16 protein-coding genes are annotated in these 20248 nt (G+C 70.9%); 10 read left to right on the forward strand and 6 right to left on the reverse strand.

The genetic code is table 11. The annotated features are described in order from the left end of the window. Positions 1-204: 204 nt before the first annotated feature. Positions 205-756 (forward strand): hypothetical protein, encoded by a 552-nt coding sequence (locus tag JIX55_RS09895; RefSeq protein WP_257562933.1) that lies wholly within the window; start codon positions 205-207, stop codon positions 754-756. Positions 757-1193: 437 nt separating this feature from the next. On the opposite strand, the gene JIX55_RS09900 is transcribed toward JIX55_RS09895, so the two are convergent. Next, positions 1194-1463: a hypothetical protein gene (locus JIX55_RS09900; protein ID WP_257562934.1), complete on the reverse strand. Its 270-nt coding sequence runs from the start codon at positions 1461-1463 to the stop codon at positions 1194-1196. Positions 1464-1521: 58 nt separating this feature from the next. On the opposite strand from JIX55_RS09900, the gene JIX55_RS09905 reads away from it, so the two are divergent. The 3 genes from JIX55_RS09905 (at position 1522) to JIX55_RS09915 (ending at position 3857) form a co-directional block, all read left to right on the forward strand. Continuing rightward, the gene (locus tag JIX55_RS09905) at positions 1522-1689 is read left to right on the forward strand and encodes a hypothetical protein (protein WP_257562935.1); all 168 of its coding nucleotides are present in this window, start codon (positions 1522-1524) and stop codon (positions 1687-1689) included. Between the two features lie 1120 nt (positions 1690-2809). Then, positions 2810-3283 (forward strand): nuclear transport factor 2 family protein, encoded by a 474-nt coding sequence (locus JIX55_RS09910; RefSeq protein WP_257562936.1) that lies wholly within the window; start codon positions 2810-2812, stop codon positions 3281-3283. Between the two features lie 76 nt (positions 3284-3359). Beyond that, positions 3360-3857 (forward strand): TetR/AcrR family transcriptional regulator, encoded by a 498-nt coding sequence (locus JIX55_RS09915; RefSeq protein WP_257562937.1) that lies wholly within the window; start codon positions 3360-3362, stop codon positions 3855-3857. On the opposite strand, the gene JIX55_RS09920 is transcribed toward JIX55_RS09915, so the two are convergent. Continuing rightward, a complete protein-coding gene (locus JIX55_RS09920; protein WP_257569731.1) occupies positions 3844-4056 on the reverse strand; it encodes a hypothetical protein in 213 nt (70 codons plus the stop codon). The genes JIX55_RS09915 and JIX55_RS09920 overlap by 14 nt on opposite strands. Before the next feature lie 172 nt (positions 4057-4228). On the opposite strand from JIX55_RS09920, the gene JIX55_RS09925 reads away from it, so the two are divergent. The 4 genes from JIX55_RS09925 to JIX55_RS09940 all read left to right on the forward strand — a co-directional run bounded on the left by JIX55_RS09925 (position 4229) and on the right by JIX55_RS09940 (position 9659). Next, positions 4229-4531, forward strand: a complete 303-nt coding sequence (locus JIX55_RS09925; protein ID WP_257562938.1) for a hypothetical protein — start codon at positions 4229-4231, stop codon at positions 4529-4531. Between the two features lie 326 nt (positions 4532-4857). After that, positions 4858-6324 (forward strand): aldehyde dehydrogenase family protein, encoded by a 1467-nt coding sequence (locus tag JIX55_RS09930; RefSeq protein WP_257562939.1) that lies wholly within the window; start codon positions 4858-4860, stop codon positions 6322-6324. A 132-nt stretch (positions 6325-6456) separates the two neighbouring features. Then, positions 6457-8046 carry an APC family permease gene (locus JIX55_RS09935; RefSeq protein WP_257562940.1) on the forward strand — a complete coding sequence of 530 codons (1590 nt, stop codon included), beginning with the start codon at positions 6457-6459 and terminating at the stop codon, positions 8044-8046. A gap of 62 nt (positions 8047-8108) precedes the next feature. Further along, positions 8109-9659, forward strand: coding sequence for a GMC family oxidoreductase (locus JIX55_RS09940; RefSeq protein ID WP_257562941.1), 1551 nt, complete (start codon positions 8109-8111; stop codon positions 9657-9659). A 69-nt stretch (positions 9660-9728) separates the two neighbouring features. On the opposite strand, the gene JIX55_RS09945 is transcribed toward JIX55_RS09940, so the two are convergent. The 4 genes from JIX55_RS09945 to JIX55_RS09960 all read right to left on the reverse strand — a co-directional run bounded on the left by JIX55_RS09945 (position 9729) and on the right by JIX55_RS09960 (position 17858). Continuing rightward, complete coding sequence (locus JIX55_RS09945) at positions 9729-14438, reverse strand: hypothetical protein (protein ID WP_257562942.1); 4710 nt, start codon at positions 14436-14438, stop codon at positions 9729-9731. A 105-nt stretch (positions 14439-14543) separates the two neighbouring features. Continuing rightward, positions 14544-15422: a hypothetical protein gene (locus JIX55_RS09950; RefSeq protein ID WP_257562943.1), complete on the reverse strand. Its 879-nt coding sequence runs from the start codon at positions 15420-15422 to the stop codon at positions 14544-14546. A gap of 145 nt (positions 15423-15567) precedes the next feature. Next, the gene (locus JIX55_RS09955) at positions 15568-17091 is read right to left on the reverse strand and encodes a hypothetical protein (protein ID WP_257562944.1); all 1524 of its coding nucleotides are present in this window, start codon (positions 17089-17091) and stop codon (positions 15568-15570) included. A 71-nt stretch (positions 17092-17162) separates the two neighbouring features. Then, the gene (locus JIX55_RS09960) at positions 17163-17858 is read right to left on the reverse strand and encodes a GntR family transcriptional regulator (RefSeq protein ID WP_257562945.1); all 696 of its coding nucleotides are present in this window, start codon (positions 17856-17858) and stop codon (positions 17163-17165) included. A 184-nt stretch (positions 17859-18042) separates the two neighbouring features. Between JIX55_RS09960 and JIX55_RS09965 the strand changes: the two genes are divergently transcribed. Next, positions 18043-19362: an MFS transporter gene (locus JIX55_RS09965; protein WP_257562946.1), complete on the forward strand. Its 1320-nt coding sequence runs from the start codon at positions 18043-18045 to the stop codon at positions 19360-19362. Beyond that, complete coding sequence (locus JIX55_RS09970) at positions 19359-20213, forward strand: putative hydro-lyase (RefSeq protein WP_443046399.1); 855 nt, start codon at positions 19359-19361, stop codon at positions 20211-20213. The genes JIX55_RS09965 and JIX55_RS09970 overlap by 4 nt, the downstream gene beginning before the upstream one ends. Positions 20214-20248 lie beyond the last annotated feature (35 nt).

Genomic DNA, 20248 nt, shown 5'->3' on the forward strand with positions numbered 1-20248 from the left:
CCGGTTGGCCGGATTTCTTCGTTCGGCGGGAATCTTCGGCGTACGTCGATCGTCTTTCTGTACGGGAATGGGGGGCGGAATGGACCACAGGTTCCGCATGCCGCTCTCCGGCGGCGTAATTCGGAGGAAGTCGGGCACCAGTGGGGGACCGGGTCTCAGGATCCGGCGCCAGTTGGGCCACCGGCGGTGGGGAGTGACGAGTTGATGGGCACGGCGGAGCGGCGTGTAGCGCCCGGGGACGGTGCGGCGACGCCAGAGGTGGCGGCGCGGGGTGCACAGGCACCGGGGCGCGGCCTCCTGACGGGGGAGGGTGTCGCGGTGGAAGAACGGAAGCTCTCCGCCCGTGGCGACGAAGAGCGGGTGTATTACCGGCCGTTGTGGATCGAGGAGCCGGCCCGCAAGCGGCGGCTGCCCGATCCGGTGCGGACGGCGGCGGTGCGCGCGGTCCTCATCATCGCGGTGACACTGATTCAGGCGATGGTGGCGTTCCTGTGCACTCTGGCCGGTTCCTGGCTGGCGTTCCCCATGGTGCTGAGCAGCGTGGCGAGCACGGTCGCGGCGACCTGGGGCGCGCTGGACGTCTGGGTGACCCGGCAGGTGTGGAATCAGCGCAACGGCGTGGTCTCGACCCCCAGCAGCACGGCGCGCTCGCTGCGACGCGAGCGGCGGCGGGTCCGTCGCGAGGCACGGGCGGCGGAGCGCACGCAGGAGCGCATACGCCGGCGGGGCGGCGCCGGGCAGTTGTCGCACCCGTAGAACGGCCGGGGCGGGCCCTGGTGACCCACGGCCCGCCCCTCCGGACGGCTCGTCAACTCTCCGCCGGTTCCACCTCGCTCGCGGCGCACGTCAATTCGCGTCTGGTCCGCATGAACGGGCGGGGACGGCTCATGGAGAGGACCGCGGTCGTACGGCCGCCGGTTCGTAGACGGCGAGGAAGCCGGCCCGCTGCCGGGGCGCCGTCGTCGATCGCGCCCTCGGTGAGGTGACCGGGACGGTGCCGCCGTCGTGGTGCCGTCCTCGTCCCCGTTCCTCAGTGAGCGGTGCGCATCGTGAAGTCGCAGGTCGCGGGTCTGGCGTGAATGACGAGTGGGGTACTGGCGCCGGTCGGCGACCGATGACCTTGGTGTAGATCATTGGGTGGGTCCGGTTCCGGTGGGATGCCTGGTTCGGCTGTGCCCGCGACTTGCCCCCGCCTACGATCCGTCGGCAGGTCGGCACGCCACGAGATCGCGGGAGGACCCGGGATGCAGGAGCGGCAGTGGATCACCGCCCGTCGGAGCGACCTGGACGCCCTCGCCGAGGAGTTGACCAAGTAGCTTCAGGAGGTCCAGGTAGAGCGAGACGGACTGGCGATCGCGGAGCGGGTGTTGAACCGCCTGGCCGAGCAGGTCCAGGCCGACGCCGAGGCGGTCGCTCCGGTACCGGTGAAGGTGGCCGGGCGGGCAGTCCTGCTCATCCCGCACCGCAGCGACGCGGCCGACGAGCGCGCTGCCCGGCGACTACCGCAAGATCCTGGCGATCATGCGGGAGGCCGACGGCCCGGCGCAGGTCAGGGCGGTCGGCGAGCGGCTGGGGCTGAACGCCTCGGTGCGCGGCAAGCTGGAGCCGCTGCGGGCGAAGATGACCAAGCTCGCCGATCGCTGCTGGCTACACAAACGCCCCGACGGGAAGTTCACCGCACGCTCGTAGCCACGCCGCCGACGGGTGCCCTATGGACCGTAACCGGCGGGTCCCCGGCGGCAGTTGAGTTTGGCGTGAAGAAAAACAACCCTCTCGCCGGGGGCCCTGACGGCCTTGTCTACACCGCACGCCTGCCGCTGTCGAGGCGACCCTGAACTGGCTCGCCGGCCTGGTACGCGGCCACCTGAAGAAGATCGGCTCACGGTGGCGGGCCCTGCCCGCGGGGAAGATCGCCGCCATCGTGCTCGCGGTGCTGCGCTGTGACCAGCGGCCGGGGCGACCTGGCCGGCGGCAACGGGATACACCGCACCACCGTGACCCGGTGGGTCAGGGAGGTCGTCGCTCTGCCGGCCGCCCGCGCCCCGCGCCTGGACCGCGCCCTGAAGAAGATCACCCGAACGGGTGGCGGGGTGGTCCTGCTGGACGGCTCGTTGATCCGCACCCGGCGGCGCACGGGGACACAGAACCGGAAGAACCACTCCGGCAAGCACAAACACCATGGCCTGCTCGTGATCGCGCTCACCGACACAAGGGCCAACTGCTCTGGGTCTCGGCGGCCCGGCCCGGACGCACCTCGGAGATCACCGCCTGCCGTCACGACCGGCTCACCGCCAGCTGCGGGCGGCCGGCCTCGGAGCCATTGCCGACCTGGGATTCGTCGGGCTCGACGACAGCGGCCCCGACGCCGATCCGGCGGTGATCACCGGCTACAAGGCCGCCCGGAACCGGGCCACTGACGCGAGGGCAGAAGCTGTCCAACAAGGCCCTTGCCGCAGTACGGGCGCCGGTCGAGCACGGATTCGCCCACCTGGAGAACTGGCGCGTACTCCGCAAGGTACGCATCGACCAAGTGGGCGACCGCCCTGGTGAGGGCTCTGCTGGTTCTGACGAACCGCGAAGTCTCCGGTGACCGACGATCTTCGCCGAAGCGTGACGGGCGCCGATAGTGCCGGGCCGCCGCCCGCCGCCCGCCGCCCGCCGCCCGCCGCCCGCCGCCGAGGGGGCGATTCCCGGACGCCATCCTGTACGTGAACCGAACCGGGATCCCCTGGCGTCACCTCTCGCTCGACCACCCGCAACGGCTCGCGGCCTGTTAAGTTATAGGTCGACCACTAACTTAGGAGGGAAGATGACAGTCAAGGAAGACGACGCCGCCCGCCGCGCCGCTGCCCAGCACGCCCTGACCGAGCATCTGCGCCTTACCGCCGCAGGACGCGTCGAGGAATGGGTGGAGCTGTTCGCCCCGGACGCGGTGCTCGAGTTCCCGTACGCGCCGGCCGGCGTGCCCCAGCGAGTGACGGGGCGAGACGCACTGGTCGAGCACATGAGCAACTTTCCCGAGACCTTTGACGTCGAGTTCGTCGACCTGGTGTTCCACGAGACGGTCGATCCGAGTCTGGTGATCGCTGAATTCCGCTCGAAGGGAACGGCGGTGCCGACCGGCAAGCCGTACGAGCAGACGTGCATCTCCGTCGTCCGGACCGACGACGACGCGCGCATCACCCACTACCTGGACTACTGGAACCCGCTGGTGGCGATCGAGGCGCTCACGCCCAACGACGTGCCGTCCGACTCTGACCTCAGCGTGACTTTTGGAGGCTGAGGGGAGCCATGTTTGACTGACGCCCATGCCTGCCGCCGGTACCAGCACGAAGAGCGACGAACGACGTCGGACCATCATGGCCGCCGCGGTCGACTGCTTCGCGCAAAAGGGTTTCTACGGTACGACGACGCACGAGATCGCCGAGTGGGTCGGCATCTCTCAGCCGTATCTCTACCGCCTGTACCCGAACAAGGAAGCACTGTTCGCGGCGGCGGTCGACCACGTGTCCGCCGTCATGAACGAAACCTTGGTCGCGCACTCACCGGCCTCGGGTGGGTCAGGGCCGACGCCCGAGGCGGCGTTGGATGCCGCACGCGGCGCCTACGCCGCGCTCGTCGCGGACCGGAACATCCTGCGTTTCCTCATGCACGCGAACTGTGCCGTCGGCGAGCCGCTGGTGGCACAGGCCGTGCGTCGGTGCTACGCCAAGCAGGTTGACACCGTTCGGCAGCTGCTGGGCGACGACGAGGCCGTGCGGCGCTGGTTCGGCGCCGGAATGCTCGACAACGTGGTCGCCGTGCTGGGCCTAGCCGACACCGACGAGCCGTGGGCACACGTCCTCACCGCTCGATGACCCGCCACCGGCAGTTCGGCGACGACGGCCCCGAGCCTTCCTCGTAGCCCAGCTCGGCCAGCCGGTTCAGGACCCGCTCGGCGATCACGAGCTCCTCCCGCTCGGCCTGGACCTCCTGCAGCTGCTTGGCCAACTCCGCAGCGAGCGTGTCCAGTTCACTCCGGCGAGCCGTGATCCGCCCCAGTTCCCGCGTCCCCACGCCCTCCCCCGCCCTCCCGGCGGTTCCTGCCCGGTGACGGAGCGTAGAAGCGGCACCGCGGCAAGCGCAGCAGAACCTGAGGACGCCCCCGAACGACATGTCAGACGATCTTCACCGTGGACACTGGCCGACGACCAGCGCGAGGAGCTCTCCCGGCCCTCACACCAGACCCGTGACCAGCAACTTCACGATGCACACCACTCAGTGGGGCTGCGCCGCCAACTGGGACGACTGTCGCGTCCTGCTGCCCGCGCTGCGCGCGACGGAGATCGAGGAAGGCTTCAACAGCGTCTCCTCCTGCGCGGCGGACGGCATGCCGGCCGAGGGCCTCCAGTTCCCCGAAAGCTCTCCGAACGGGACGCCGGTCGGCCCGCTACCGGTCCCCCGTCGCGGCGGCCGAGGCGTAGCGGCGCGCGAGAACGTCGTCCTCTACGACATGCCCCCTGCGCCTGCTGAAGAGCACCGGCTCCGGTGACCTGGATCGGACCAGGTGATCCTGCACCGCCTGTTCCCCCTCGCCGAGGATCGCGCGATCGTGGGATGCCGACTGGCCGTACCCGCCAGAGGGCGTCGCGCGTGTACGGGAAGGGTGGTGTGTCGGCACACCGAGCACCACATCGGGATCTTCCACGAGTGGCCGCTCCGGAAACCGAGGACCGCGCCCTCGGATGTCCAGGCTTCTGACCAGGCGTGTTGACCGTCACATTTGGCGTCGCTTTTGGCATAGAACGCGGTCGTCCGGTTAGGTGCCCAGCCGCGAGAGCGCCTGCCGTACGGCGCCGGCCAGGAGGAACGAGAGACATGCCCGAACTTTTCATCGGCGGAGTGTGGCGGGCCGCGCTCGACGAGCGGACCCGTGAGATCCGCTGTCCCGCCGACGGCAGCCTGGTCGCGGTCGTCGACGAGGGCGGCGGCAAGGACACCGTGGAGGCGATCGCGGCCGCACGTCGCGCCTTCGACGAGGGCCCCTGGCCCGCCACCTCGCCCGCGGACCGCGGTGACCTGCTGCTTCGGGTCGCCGACCTCCTCGTACGCGACAAGGACGCGCTCGCGCGCGCCGAGTCCCTCGACACCGGCAAGCGGCTGGTGGAGAGCGAGTACGACATCGACGACATCGCGAACTGCTTCCGCTACTTCGGGCGTGCCGCCACCGCCGAGACGGGCCGGGTCGTCGACACCGGCCAGGCGGGCGTCGACAGCCGGGTCGTGTACGAGCCGGTCGGGGTGTGCGCGCTGATCACCCCCTGGAACTACCCCCTACTTCAGACGGCCTGGAAGGTCGCCCCGGCGCTCGCGGCGGGCAACACCTTCGTGCTGAAGCCGAGCGAGCTGACCCCGCACACCGCGATCCACCTCATGCGCCTCCTGGAGGAGGCCGGGCTGCCGCCGGGTGCGGCCAACCTGGTCCTCGGAGCCGGCCCCGAGGCGGGCGCCCCGCTCTCCGATCACCCGGACGTGGACCTGGTCTCCTTCACCGGTGGTCTCCAGACCGGTCGGCGGCTGATGGCCAACGCCGCGGCCAGCGTGAAGAAGGTCGCCCTGGAGCTCGGCGGCAAGAACCCGAACATCGTCTTCGCCGACGCCGACTTCGACACGGCCGTCGACATGGCGCTGACCGCGGTGTTCCTGCACTCGGGGCAGGTGTGCTCGGCGGGCGCCCGCCTGCTGGTGGAGGACTCGCTGCACGACCGGTTCGTCGACGAGGTCGTCCGCCGGGCGCAGGAGATCCGGCTCGGCGGCCCGTTCGACGAGCGCGCGCAGACCGGGCCGCTGATCTCGGCGGCACACCGGTCGAAGGTCGAGGAGTACGTCGCCAAGGGCATCGCCGAGGGCGCGGTACTGCGCTGCGGCGGCGACCGGCCGAGCGGCGACGCGTACGACAAGGGTTTCTACTATCTGCCGACCGTCCTGGACGAGTGCACGAGCACGATGTCCGTGGTCCAGGACGAGTCGTTCGGGCCGGTGCTGACGGTGGAACGGTTCAGCACCGAGGACGAGGCCGTACGGCTGGCCAACGACACCATCTACGGTCTGGCCGGCGCCGTGTGGACGACGGACGAGGCCAGGGCCCAGCGGGTCGCGGCCCGGCTGCGGATCGGCACGGTGTGGATCAACGACTACCACCCGTACGTGCCGCAGGCCGAGTGGGGTGGTTTCAAGCAGTCCGGCTTCGGCCGCGAACTCGGGCCCTCGGGTCTCGCCGAGTACCGCGAGGCGAAGCACATCTGGCGGAACACGGACCCTTCACCTCAGGGTTGGTTCGACTGACTCCCTTGCGACAAGGGGTAGTTGAGGCGTAGCTGTATCTCTTCTTCCCCCAACCACCTTCCCCCGCACTGTTCTCGGCACCCACAAGAGCCGCTCCCTCCCCCCTCCCCAAGGCCCTCCAGGAGTCCGCTCATGGCGACAATCGAGCAACCCACCGGACCAAAGAACACGTCCGACGACGCCGAACTCACCGAGTTCGGCTACAAGCCCGAACTCAAGCGCACTCTCGGCAACTTCCACACCTTCGCCGCCGGGATCAGCTACATCTCGATCCTGACCGGCACCTTCCAGCTGTTCTACTTCGGCTACGGCAGCGGCGGCCCCGCCTACTGGTGGTCGTGGCCCATGGTGTTCATCGGCCAGTTCATGGTCGCGCTCTGCTTCGCGGAGCTGGCTGCCCGCTATCCGGTCGCGGGCTCCGTCTACAACTGGTCGAAGAAGATAGGCAACCCGCACCTGGGCTGGCTCGCCGGCTGGATGATGCTGATCGCCTCGATCGTGTCGATCGCGGCGGTCGCGCTCGCCTACCAGCTGACGCTGCCGCAGATCTCCGACGTGTTCCAGATCGTCGGGGACGGCACGGGTACGTATGACGTGGCGACCAACGCGGTCATCCTGGCAGCGGTGTTGATCCTGTTCACCACCCTGGTGAACGCCTTCGGCGTCAAGCTGATGGCCCGGATCAACACGGCGGGCGTGTTCATCGAGCTGATCGCCACCGTCGTACTGATCGTGCTGTTCGCCGTACACATCACACGTGGCCCGCAGGTGGTCCTGGAGACGAACGGCACCGGAGAGGGGTACGGCAACGGATACCTGGGCGCGTTCCTCGTGGCCTCGCTGGCGTCCGCGTACGTCATGTACGGCTTCGACACGGCCGCCTCGCTCGGTGAGGAGTCGCTGGACCCGACCCGGAACGCGCCGCGCGCGATCATCCGGGCGATCGTCGCCTCCTTCGTCCTCGGCGGTCTGATCCTGCTGCTGGCGCTGATGAGTGTCTCCAGTCTGAAGGGCGAGCAGCTGTCCACCGACGGGCTGCAGTACGTCGTGCTCAACGTGCTCGGCCCGACGGCCGGCAAGGCGATGCTGTGGTGCGTCCTGATCGCGGTCACCGTCTGTGCCCTGGCCGTCCACACCGCCGCCGTCCGGCTGGCGTTCGCGATGGCCCGGGACAACAACCTGCCGGCGTCCTCGAAACTGGCCAAGTGCCACCCGCGTTTCCAGACGCCGGTACTCCCGACCGTGATCATCGGGGTCCTGGCGCTGGCGATCCTCGTGGTCAACATCCGCCAGCCGCAGATCTTCACCGTGGTGACCAGCATCGGCATCATCATGATCTACATGGCCTATCTGGGCGTCACCGTGCCGATGCTGGTGGCGCGGCTGCGCGGCAAGTGGCAGCCCGCCGGGGACGGCCGGTTCTCGCTGGGCCGCTGGGGCCTCCTCGTGAACATCCTCGCCGTGCTGTGGGGCGGGGGCATGACCCTCAACCTGATCTGGCCGCGGGCCGCGGTCTACAACGCGGCCGCACCGTTCCACTGGTATCTGCAGTGGGGCGCGGTCCTCTTCGTCGGGATCATCGCCGGCGGCGGCTTCGCCTACTACTGGTTCATCCAGCGGCACAAGACGGGCGTGCTCGCCGAGCACCGCGTGGCCGTCGAGACCGGGACCACGCCGCCCGCACCGCCCGCCGCGCCCGTCGCCTCCCCGGCGGCCGACTGAGAGCCGACTCCCGAGAATCCGACGCAGCACAGCAAGACAGCAACACAGGAGGCCAACTCCCCATGAAGGCAGATGAGTTCGACTACGTCGTGGTCGGCGGCGGCACCGCGGGAAACGTGGTAGCGGCCCGGCTCTCCGAGGATCCGTCGGTCACGGTGTGCGTACTGGAGGCGGGACCCAGTGACGTCGGCGACGACGACGTCATGAAACTGGAACGCTGGATGGGCCTGCTGGAGTCCGGCTACGACTGGGACTACCCGGTCGAGCCGCAGGTCAGCGGCAACAGCTTCATGCGCCATGCGAGAGCGAAGGTCCTCGGCGGCTGTTCCTCCCACAACTCCTGTATCGCCTTCTGGGCACCGGCGGAGGACCTCGACGACTGGGCGGCCGCGGGCTGTACGGGCTGGTCCGCGGCCGAGCTCTTCCCGCTCTACCAGCGCCTCGAGAACAACGACGCGCCCGGCGACCACCACGGCCGCACCGGGCCGGTGAAGCTCCGCACCATCAAGAGCGAGGACCCGTGCGGCAACGCCCTGTTGGAGGCATGCGTCCAGGCGGGTATCCCGACGACGCCCTTCAATACGGGCACGACGGTGGTCCGGGGCGCCAACTGGTTCCAGATCAACTCCGACGAGAACAACATCCGGCAGTCCTCGTCGGTGGCGTATCTGCACCCGATCATGGGCAAGCGCCCGAACCTGGAGGTACGCACCAGGGTACGCGCCAAGAAACTGGTGCTCGAAGGGCGGCGCTGCGTCGGAGCCGAGTATCTGGACCCGGACCTCATCCACACCCGGACGGTACGCGCCCGGCGTGAGGTCATCGTCTCCTGCGGCTCCATCGACACCCCGAAGATCCTCATGCTCTCGGGCATCGGCCCCGCCGAACACCTGCGCGAGGTGGGTGTGGACGTGGTCGTCGACGCGGCGGGCGTCGGCGAGAACCTCCAGGACCACCCCGAGGGCGTCATCATGTGGGAGGCCGCCCGGCCGATGCCCACCACGTCCAACCAGTGGTGGGAAGCGGGCATCTTCTACGACACCGAACCGGGCCTGGACCGGCCGGACCTGATGTTCCACTACGGTTCCGTGCCTTTCGACATGAACACCGCCCGGCACGGCTACCCCACGTCCGAGAACGCGTTCTGTCTGACGCCGAACGTGACGCGGGCCAGGTCCCGGGGCACCGTGCGACTGCGCACCCGGGACTACCGGGACAAGCCGAAGGTCGACCCGCGGTACTTCACGCACGAGCACGATGTCCGCGTGATGACGTACGGTCTCCGTCTCGCCCGGCGGATCGCGGCGCAGCCGGCGCTGAGCGGCTGGGCCGGGGCCGAGCTGGCGCCAGGTCCGGACGTCCGGACCGACGACGAGCTGCTCGACTACATCCACAAGACCCACAACACCGTCTACCACCCGTCCTGCACCGTGAAGATGGGCGCGGACGACGACACCTCGGCCCCGCTGGACGCGCGGCTGCGGGTCAAGGGGGTCGAGGGGCTGCGGGTGGCGGACGGGTCGGTGATGCCGGATCTGGTGACGGTGAATCCGTGCATCACGACGATGATGATCGGCGAGAAGTGTGCGGATCTTTTGAGGGCCGACGCGTAGTAGCTGCGCCGGCAGGGCAGTGGGGAGCTGCGGGTCCGTTGTGGCGGATCGCGCAGTTCCCCGCGCCCCTCAGGGGGCGGTTGCGGCTGGTCTCTTGTACATGCGGGTCGCGGTGATTTCGGTGTGTGCGGCCTCCCCGGCTGCTGTCTCACGGGGCAGTCCCGGGCGGAGGTGTTCCTCCACGCTGATGTACTTCAGGCCCGCTCGTAGGTCGGCGTCGTTGCGGAGACGGATGACCAGGGGGAACTCGGCCAGGGCGGTCGTGTCGAACAAGCCCGTGGTGTAGAGGAGTTGGACGCCCAGGGCGTCCGAGACCGCCCGCTGGAGTTCCAGCAGGTACGTCGCGTTGGCACGGCCGATGGGGTTGTCGAGGAACAGTGTGCCGGCGTGGCGGTGCTTGTCCCGCCCTCGGTCGTTGCTGCGGAGGGCGGCCATCGTGCAGTACAGGGCGATGGCGGCGGTGAGCAGCTGGCCGCCGGAGAAGACGTCGCCCATCTGTCCGACGGGGACGCGCTCGGCCCTCAGCACCGCGTCCGGCTTGAGGATCTCCACGGCGACACCCTTGGGCTGAAGCGCGGCGCTGACGCCCCGGAGCAGCAGGGACATGCCGTCGCGGCGCATGTCGGAGTTCTTCTTCACGGCGGCCCGGGTCGCCTCGTCGACGACCTCGCCCAACCGCTCGGCGAGGGTGGCCTGGTCGGGCTCCTCGAAGCGGATGCGCAGGAACTCCTGGCCGGACCACTCCCCCAGTCCCTCGGGGAGCCTGGACAGCCGCTGGGCGGACCGGAGGGTCGCGAGGGCCGACTCCACGAGGCCCCGCAGCCGGTCGACGATCGAGTCCCGGTTGCGTTCCAGCTGCGCCAACTCGTCCGTGAGGACCCGGAGTCGGGGTGCGAAGGCGTCGGCCCACTTCTGGGCGTGCTCGGGGAGCGAGGAGGCGGGCAGCTCGCGGATCTGCTGGCGGGCGGGGGTGCGGACCTGCTCGTAGCGGGTGGAGTTGGCGTGGCGTACGAGAATGTCGCTCGCCTCTCGTACGGCGCCTTCGGCGGCGGAGAGGTCGGCGGCGCAGCCGCGCAGCGAACGGCGGGCCTCGGAGGCGGCCTTGCGGGCCTCCTCGAGGCTGCCGGGGTAGGGCTCGGGCTCCTCCTGGTCGTCGTCCGTGGAGTGGTCGCGAAGGAGGTCGCGGAGCAGGGCGGCGATCTCGTCGAAGCCGCCGGCGGCGTCCTCGGCGGCGCGGTGGGACTCCAGCAGCTCGGCGTGGGCCTCGCGGGCCTGGGTCAACGCCTCGGCGCGGGTGGCGAGTTCGGCGGTGGCGGTGCGCAGCAGCGCCTGGGCATGGTCGGCATCGCGCGGGATCAGCTCCTCGGGCAGCTCGGTGTGCGCCTCGCCGTCCTCGGGCGCGTACCGCTCGGCCTCACCGCGCAGCCGCCCGAGCTGCTCGCTCGCGGTGGACACACGGGTTTCGAGGAGCTGGACGAGTTCCTCGGCGCGCGCGACCGCGGCCTGCCGGGACGGCCCGTCGGAGCCATCGGGCGACTGGAGCAACTGCTCGGCACGGTTGCGGACTTTGTTGGTCAGCCGGTCCAGCTCGGCGATCGCGGCGCTCTCGTCGCTCTCGGCCCGCGCCTGCTCGGCACGCAGGTCGGCGCCGACGCCGACCTTCTCGTACACCTGAGAGGCGGCCCGGTAGGCCTCGCGGAGGGCGGCGAGGGGCTGCTTCGGTGCGTCGGAGTCGGCCTCCGGTACGTCGTCGGGGGCGCCCGCGATCTCCGCGCGCTCGGCGCGCAGCGCACGCGCCGTGCGGCGGGCGTCGTCGGCGCCGCGCTGGGTGGCACGCCGGTCCTCGTCGGCGGCGCGGGCCCGCTCCAGGCAGGACTGGGCACGGGCCTCGGACTCCATGGCCTCGTCGGCGAGTTCGCGGAGCTTGACCTGCCAGCCGGCGCGCTCGCGCAGCCGGTAGGCGAGCCCGGCGAGGGCGTCGGCGGCGCGGCGGGCCTTCTGCGCGGCCTCCTGCCGCTCGTCCCGCACCTGGGCCGCCTCGGCCGCCGCCTCCTCGGCCTCGGCCCGCACGGTCCGCGCCTCCGCCAGCTCCGCCTCCGACTCCTCGGCGAACGCCCGCGTCTCCCGCGCGGCCGCGGCCAGCTCGGTGAGCCGTCCGGCCGGGCAGCCCGTGCGCCAGGAGGCGAGCCGCGCGGCGAGTTCCCGGTCCTTGCCGAGCCGGGCCGCCAGTTCCCGGATCTCCTCGTCCCGCTCGGCCGCCCGCGCGCGCAGCGCCTGCCGCTCCTCGTCTGCGGCGTGCTCGTCGTGCATGGCCGGGTTCGGCGGTACGAGGAATACGTCAAGAGAGGGGCCGTCGCCCGAGTCCACGGGCGGCGTCGGTGCCAGCAGGGCCGCTGCCGTGCCGACGGCCACGGCGGACCTGGGCAGCAGTGCCGCGTCGCTCAGCGCCTCGCGGGCCCGGGCGTGCGAGGCGGGGTCGGTGATGATCACGCCGTCGACCAGTTCGGGCCGGGCGGCCAGCACGCGCGCGTGGTCGACCGGGTCCACGGCCTGGGCGAGGTAGCGCCAGCCGGGGATGGCCGGGATGCCGTTCTCGCCGAGGAACTCGACCGTCGCCAGGACGTCCGGGCCCGGCGGCAGCAGCCCGCCGTCGCCGAGGGCGCCGAGGATGCGGGAGTCGTCGGCCGCGGCGGTGCGCAGCTCGAAGAGGTGGCGCTCGGCGGACGACACGTTCTCGTCGAGCAGTTCACGCAGTTCGTCGGCGAAGCGGTCCAGTTCCTCGGGGGTGAGGGGGCCTTCGGCGGAGGTGCGCGTGGCGTCGGCGGCACCGGACGCCGTACGGAACTCTTCGGCCACTCCGCCCCCGGGCCGCCCGCCCCCTGTGGTCTCGGCGCTGCGGGGCGCAGGCACCCCGGCCCGCCCCTTGCCGGAGGCACCCGGCAGGCTCAGCAGTTCCGCCAGCCGCTCCTCCCCGGCCAGGGCCTCCGCCGTACCCCGCTCGCCGTCGTAGGCGCGCTCGGCGGCGACGGCCGCGTCGGCCGCGCGGGCGGCGGTCAGCTCCGCGCGGGACTCGGCGGAGGCCGCCTCCCGGGCGTGCTCGGAGGCACGGCGCGAGGCCTCGCGTGCGGTGTCCCAGGCGGCGACGGCCGTCTTCTCGGCGTCGCTGGCGGCGAGGGCGGCCCGGGCCGGATCGGCGTCGGGCGCGCTGTCGTCGAGCCAGCCCGCGCGGACCGCCTCGGCGGTCTCCTGTTCGACCTCGCTGAGCCGCTGCTTCAGGTGCCCGACTTCGCTGCGGGCGCGCTGCGCCTCGGTGGCCGCGACGGTCGAGTCCCGGTAGGCCGCCTCACCGACCTCCTGCAGGGCGGCCGACCGCTCCTCGCCCTCGTTCGCCAGCTCCTCGGCGCTCTCGGCGGCGGCGGCCAGGGCGCGTACGAGGTCGACCGCGGCCTTGGCGCGGGCGGCGAGCGCCGGGGCCGCGTCCCGTTCGGCCTCCTGGATCGCTGCGGCCACGCGGGCGACCCGGTCGGCGGCGGCCCGGTTCCTGAGCACGGCCTCGGCGGCCTGCCAGGCGGAGTGCAGTGTGCGCGCGTCGGCCAGCTCCCGCTTCTGCGCGGCGGCCGACTTCTCGGCGGCGGCCAGCGCCAACGAGGCGTGCCGGTAGGCGAGCTCGGCCGCGATCAGCGCGCCGCGGTCACGGGCGGCCTCGGAATGCGTGACGGCCTGAGCGGCTGCGGTCACACGCTGGGCGAGATCACCGCCCCGCAGCCGCTCCCGCGTGGCCCGCGCCGACAGCCGCCGGGCCAGCGTGCGGGTGCGCCGCTCGGCGCCCGCGTGGATGTCCCTGGCCCGCGCCCGCCCCTCGGCGGCCTCCACGATCCGCCCGAGCAGATCCACGGACCCGGCCGTGAAGTCCCTCTCGGCGATCAGCTCGGCCCGCCGCCCGAGCTTGTTGCCGAAGCCCCCTACCAGGTCGGCGAGCCCGTCGGTGTCACGCGTGTCAGTAACAGCCCGCAGCAGCAGATCCGTGAAGTCGGAGTCCTTCTTCACCGCGAACAGCCCGGCGGCCTCACCCTCGTCCGCGTTCATCTCCCGCTGGTAGCGGAAGAGTTCGGGGTCGAGACCGAGGTCCGTCAGATGCTCGTTCCAGCGGTCGTGGATCTCCTCCCAGTGCACTTCGAGGTGCGGATACGCCTTGCCCGCCTCGGTGATGGCGTCCCGGAAGCCCTTCATGGTCCGCCGCCGCCCCTGCGCCCCCGACGCGCCCTCGACGGGCGGCCGTACGGCGGTGGCCTCGGCGACGGGCAGGTTGTCCAGGCTCAGCCCGGGCCCGGGCCGGAACGAGTACCAGGCCTCGGCGAACTTCCGCGGATCGTTGGAGACCTGCCGTCCCCGCCACTCGCTCACCTTGCCGACCACGACACACTCACCGGTCAGCGTGTGCTGCCACTCCAGCGCGACATGCCCGCAGTCGTCGGCCAGCAGGAACTTCCGCAGCACACCCGAGCTGGCACCGCCCAGGGTGTTCCGGTGGCCCGGCAGCATCACCGAGAAGATCAGCTTGAGCAGGACCGACTTGCCACCGCCGTTCTCCAGGAAGAGCACGCCCGCAGGCGCCGGCCGACGCGGCGGCCCGGTCGGCTCCTCCTCGAAGAACTCCGCCTGCTGCGGCGCGGGGTCGGGCACATACTCGCCCACACCCCTCAGGTCCAGCACGGTGTCGGCGTAACGCGCACCGGCCGGCCCGATGGAGTAGAGGCGGACCCGGGACAGCTCGTACATGGCGGCGGACTTTCGCGGTCGTATCGGTGGTGCGGTCGGTGGTTCGTGAGGTCGAGTGTCGGAAATTGACAGAAATGGACACGAATGGAAAGAAATGGACAGGAATCAAGAGTGGAACGGCAGCCCGGCGTCGGCCACCAGCTCCAGATCGTCGGTCTCCTCGGCGGGCAGCAGCGTGGCCGTGCCATCGGTGACCGGCACGATGCCCAGCTCCAGCAGTTCGGCCATCGCGGCGCTGCCCGCCATGTCCCGCACCTGGAGCTGGTATCGCGCGGTCGTGCGATACGTACCGCCGTTGTCGTCGCCCGTGCGCTGCAGGAACCCCGAGTCGGTCAGGAAGCCCACCGCCTTGCCGATGATGCCGGTGGTCGACCCGGCCAGTCGGCGCGCGTCCTTGGTGGCCCCGGTGGAACTGCGTCTCGCCCAGATCCGCCAGGCCGACTCCAGACCCGGCGCGTCGCTCGCCGGGTCGGTGTTCTCCCCCTGCTCCTCGGCACGCTCCTCCAGCCGCCGGCAGGCCTGCCGTACGAAGGCGTCGACCCCGTTGACCGACACCCGCCCGATGTACCCGTCGTCCGCGAGGTCCTCCGGTCGCGGAAACGCCATCGCGGCGACCGCGAGATGCGCCAGCCCGTGCAGGAACCGGTCCACCGAGTCCGCCGACGTCCGCCGCGCGTAGTCCCCCATCCGCACCGCGAACACCGAGTCCTCGGACGCCGTCACCGCCATCCCCGCCCGCGGCGACACCTCCAGCACGACCAGCCCGAGCCCGGTGGCCACAGCATCGGCCAGCCGCGCGAACGCCGGATTCTCCCGATACCGCCGCAGCAACTCCCCGTACTCCTGATCCCGGGCGGGCTGAAGCTTGGGCTGAAGACCGAAGGCAACGAGCCGGGCCGCGTCGGCGGCGTCGGCGGGAGTGAGGGCGGCAGTGACCGGAGCGGCAGCGACTTCCGGCTCACTCCACTCGACATGCTCACTCACGGCAAAAACTCCTCGCTCTGAAAAACGGGGGGACGGGCAGCTCCGCCAGGGGCGCGGGGCTGTGACATGTGCGGCTCCGCCGCGTGGGCGCGACCAGCCACAAACACTCCGCAGCCGAACGAGAACCCGCAGCTCAACGGCGCTGTCACGCCGCCTCCCTGTCCGCCGCCATCCCGGCCGCGTCCAACAAGGCCATCCCCACTATCAGATCCGCCCCACCGAACTCGGGATCGTCCAACTCCGTCCCGTCGTCCACGGCGAACAGCAGCTTCTCCTCCCCCTGCCGATAAGCCGTACCGACCGGCGGACTCGCCGCGTGCACGGCCAACAGGGCAACCAGATAGGGCAGTTCGGGATCCTGAAGCCGCGCCTCCGCCAACAGCCCCGACAACCGCCGCGGCGCATCCGCCGGCAGATCCAACAGCTCCTTGGCCGCGGTCAACTGTTCCTCACTGAAGCGGCTGTCGTCAGGCGTGGCGATCAGATCCGGCTCCGGCATCTCCGCCCCGAGGTGCTCCCGCTCCACCGGCGGCGTGAACAGGAGATCGACAAGATCCCCCACCCGCACGGACCCAGGTGTACGCAACCCCGTACCGCGAGCGAAGAACGCGTCGGTCACGGTCCGCGCCTGCTCCACGGGCAGCGGCAGCAGGGGCGCGATCAGATGCCCGTACAGGTCTATCCCCGACGTCGTCATGGGCGTGGCGAAGGCCTGCCGGTCCTGCTCCGCGCGGAACAGCGGTCCGGCCTCCAGCAGCCGGGACTGGAGCTGCGTGTGGCGCCGGATGCAGTCCTTGACGATGTCGACGAGCTCGGCGGCGCGCCGCTTGTGCTCGGGGTCCTCGGACTCGTCGCGGGCCTTGCGGATGTTGGTGAGGATCGCGTTCTCGTGGCGGTAACGGTCGGCGACGTGGTCGAGCGCCTCGGCGATCATGTCGGGCACGGTCTGGAGCCAGTCGACCGCGCGGACGTTGCGCCGGGTGGCATCCAGCGCCTTCCTGAGCGTCTCCGAGTACTGCACGGTCCGGTAGCGCGCCTGCTCCGCGGCGAGCTGGGCGTCGGCGAGCCGGCCCCGGCTGATCAGCACCTCCAGCTTGACCTCGGCGGCTATCTGGGCGCTGGTGACATCGGTGTCGAGGGCGCCCACGAGGACGTTGACGGCCTCGTCGGTCGTGCGGAGGTAGACGCCGCCCCCGTAGCCGGGGACCTCCTCGATCAGCTTGAAGTCGTAGTCGCGGCGCACATATGTGCCGTCGGGCGCGAACGTTCCGTATACGGCGCGGAAGCCGCGGTCGACGCTGCCGACGTTGATCAGGTTCTCCAGGACCCAGCGGGCCACCCGCTCGTGCTCCTCGACGGGGCGCCGCGGGGCCTGAGCGGCGATGCGGGGGATGAGGCGGGCGACTATCTGGTCGTGGTCCGCGCCCGTGTCGAAGTCCATGTTCAGTGTGACCAGGTCGATGGCGGCGAGGGCTACCTCGGCCATGCCGTACACCGAGTACTCACCGGCGAGGTTCGCCTTGCGCGCGTCGAGGTCGTGCAGCGGCGCGGTGCAGGCGAGCGCGCGCAGCCGCCGCGCCAGTCCCTCGTCGGCGGCCGGGCCCAGCGCGGGGCGCGGCCCCGCGCTGAGCTGGGGCGGAACACTGTCCGTCGATGCGGGTGAAGTCACGGTGCACAGACTAGGTCCTGGGTCTGACAACGACCCAAATCGTTCCGCCGGGCGAGGCCGGGACCGGCGCCTCAGGAGACGTCGGCAACCCGTCGCCCGTACACCTCGACCAGCCCCTTCAGCGAGTCGTCGAGATACTCCGCCAGCATCCGCTCGGCCTCGTCCCGCTCTCCCCGCTGCAGTGTCCCCAGGATCAGCAGGTTTCGGGCCAGATACGGCTCGTACAGTTTGCGCGGATTGTCCACCACGTGGAACGCGAGTCGGAGTTCGGCGAAGACGCTGCGCATCAGCTCGTCGGTGCGGGCGCTGCCGGCGAGGGCGACCAGTTCGCGGTGGAAGTGGATGTTCGCGGTGGACACACCTTTCCAGTCACCTTCGCGCGCCTCCCGCTGCCCCTCCGCGACGGCTTCGGCGAGCCCGTCGAGTCCGTACGGCGGGGCCCCGAGGCCGCGTACGACGGCGCACTCGACGAGGCGGCGGGTGCGGTAGATGTCCTCGACGTCCTCGACGGTCAGCACCCGTACGAAGACGCCGCGGTTGAGCTCGTGAACGAGGAGCCGTTCGTGGGTGAGCAGGCGGAACGCCTCGCGGAGGGTGTTGCGGGAGACACCGAGGGCGCCGCCGATGCTGTCCTCGGACAGCCGTGTCCCGGGCGGGAAGAAGCCCTCGGCGATCCGGCTTCGGAGGATGTCCGAAACCCGCTCGGCGGTGCTGGTGCGCCCGAGGAGGGCGCGGTCGTCGGCAAGTCCGGTCAGTTCGGCGGCCATGCCCGGAATTCAACCGCAGACACAAGAACGAAACAACACGGGTATTGAAGGATCGTTCAACGATCCTCTACCTTGCTGGGCAGGCGCCCCCCGCTCGGCTCCCGGCGCCGACCGCTCCCGCACGGCACGGCAACACGGCATGGCTCAGTCCCTACGCACTCTCCTCCCTCACTGCGAGGTGCCCATGAGCACGACCCCTCCCGCCCGGTCCCTGACCTCCGCCACCAAACCCGGCCCCGGCGAACCGGCCTCCGACGACGGCGCGTTCGGCTGGCTGCGCGCCCTCGGCCCGCGCGGCCGCCGCGCCTTCGGCGGCGCGTTCGGCGGCTATGCGCTCGACTCGTACGACTACTTCACGCTGCCGCTGAGCATGGTCGCGCTCACGGCGTACTTCGGCCTGGACAACGGCCAGTCCGGGCTGTTCACCACGGTCACGCTGGTCGTCTCGGCGATCGGCGGCGCCATCGCGGGCGTCCTCGCGGACCGGATCGGGCGGGTGAAGGCGCTGATGATCACCGTGATCACGTACGCGGTCTTCACCGTGGCCTGCGGCTTCGCCCCCAACTACGAGACCCTGCTGGTCTTCCGGGCCCTTCAGGGGCTGGGCTTCGGCGGTGAGTGGGCGGTCGGCGCGATCCTGGTCGCCGAGTACGCGAGCGCCAAGCACCGGGGGCGTACGCTCGGCGCGATCCAGAGCTCCTGGGCCGTGGGCTGGGGACTGGCCGTGATCGTCTACACGATGGTCTTCTCCTTCTTCGACGACGATCTCGCCTGGCGCGTGATGTTCTGGACCGGCGCGCTGCCCGCACTGCTCGTCATCTGGGTGCGCCGCTCGGTCGAGGACGCCCCGGAGGCTGCGGCCGCGCGGGAGAAGAGCACCGAGAAGGGCTCGTTCGCCGCGATCTTCCGGCCGGGCACGGCCACCGCTCCCGGTCTGCTGCGCACCACGGTCTTCGCGGTGCTGCTCTCCACCGGTGTCCAGGGCGGCTACTACACGCTGGCGACCTGGGTGCCCACCTACCTGAAGACGGAGCGGGGTCTGTCGGTCGTCGGCACCGGCGGCTACCTCACCTTCCTGATCTCCGGCGCCTTCCTCGGCTACCTCACCGGCGGCTATCTCACCGACCGGCTGGGCCGTCGGCGGAACATCTGGCTCTTCGCGGTGCTCTCGGCGCTGTGCATCCTGGCGTACGCGAACATCCCGAGCGGCGCCAACACCCTTCTCCTGGTGCTCGGTTTCCCGCTCGGTTTCTGTATGTCGGCGATCTTCAGCGGCTTCGGTTCGTTCCTCAGCGAGCTGTACCCGTCGGCCGTCCGGGGCACCGGGCAGGGCTTCACGTACAACACCGGGCGGGCGGTGGGCGCCCTCTTCCCCACCACGGTCGGCTTCCTGGCCGACAGCTGGGGCGTGGGCGGCGCGCTGGTCTTCGGCGCGATCGGCTACGGGCTGGCGGCGGTGGCGCTGCTCGGCCTTCCGGAGACGCGCGGAAAGGAACTCGTGTGAACCACGTGGCCACTCAGGACCGTCCCCCGATCCCCACCGCGCAGGACCGTCCCTTGACCTTCGTCGACCCGCACGCGCACGCGTGGACCCCCGAAAAGGCGCGCGCCCGGTTCCGCTCGGGCGTATCGGGCCCGACCGCCGGGGTCGCCGCCGGGCACACCCAGGCGAACCTGATCTCGGTGCCCGCCGACTGGGCGTACGACATGCTGCTGTTCTGCCAGCGCAACCCCAAGCCGTGTCCCGTCCTGGACGTCACGGACGCCGGTGCGTGGACGACTCCGCTCGCGGAGGGCGCGGACCTGCGCACCGATCTGCCGCGCTACCGGGTGTGGGAACACGGCGAGTTGGTGGCCGAGCCGACGGACGTGGTGGACGTCTGGCGGGACGATCTGGTGTCGTTCCTGATCGGGTGCAGCTTCACCTTCGAGTGGGCGCTCACCGAGGCGGGCGTGCCGATGCGCCACATCGAGCAGGGCCGCAATGTCTCCATGTACGTCACCGGCCGTCAGTGCCGGCCCGCCGGGCGGGTGCGCGGCCCGATGGTGGTCTCGATGCGCCCGGTGCCGCCCGAGCATCTGGCCGCCGCGATCCGGGAGAGCAGTCTGCTCCCGGCCGTGCACGGCGGCCCGGTGCACTGCGGCGAGGCGGCGGGCCTCGGCATCGCGGACCTGTCCCGTCCGGACTTCGGCGACCCGGTGGACGCCGAGCCGGACGACATCCCGGTGTTCTGGGCCTGCGGGGTGACACCCCAGGCCGCGGTGATGGCCTCGCGCCCGCCGTTCGCGATCACCCACGCACCGGGCCAGATGTTCCTGACCGACGCCCGCGACGAGCAGTACCGCGTGCTCTGAGGGCTCTGAGGGCTCTGACGGGCGAATCCGCCAGG

It is taken from the genome of Streptomyces sp. DSM 40750 (assembly GCF_024612035.1).
Taxonomy (GTDB): Bacteria; Actinomycetota; Actinomycetes; order Streptomycetales; family Streptomycetaceae; genus Streptomyces.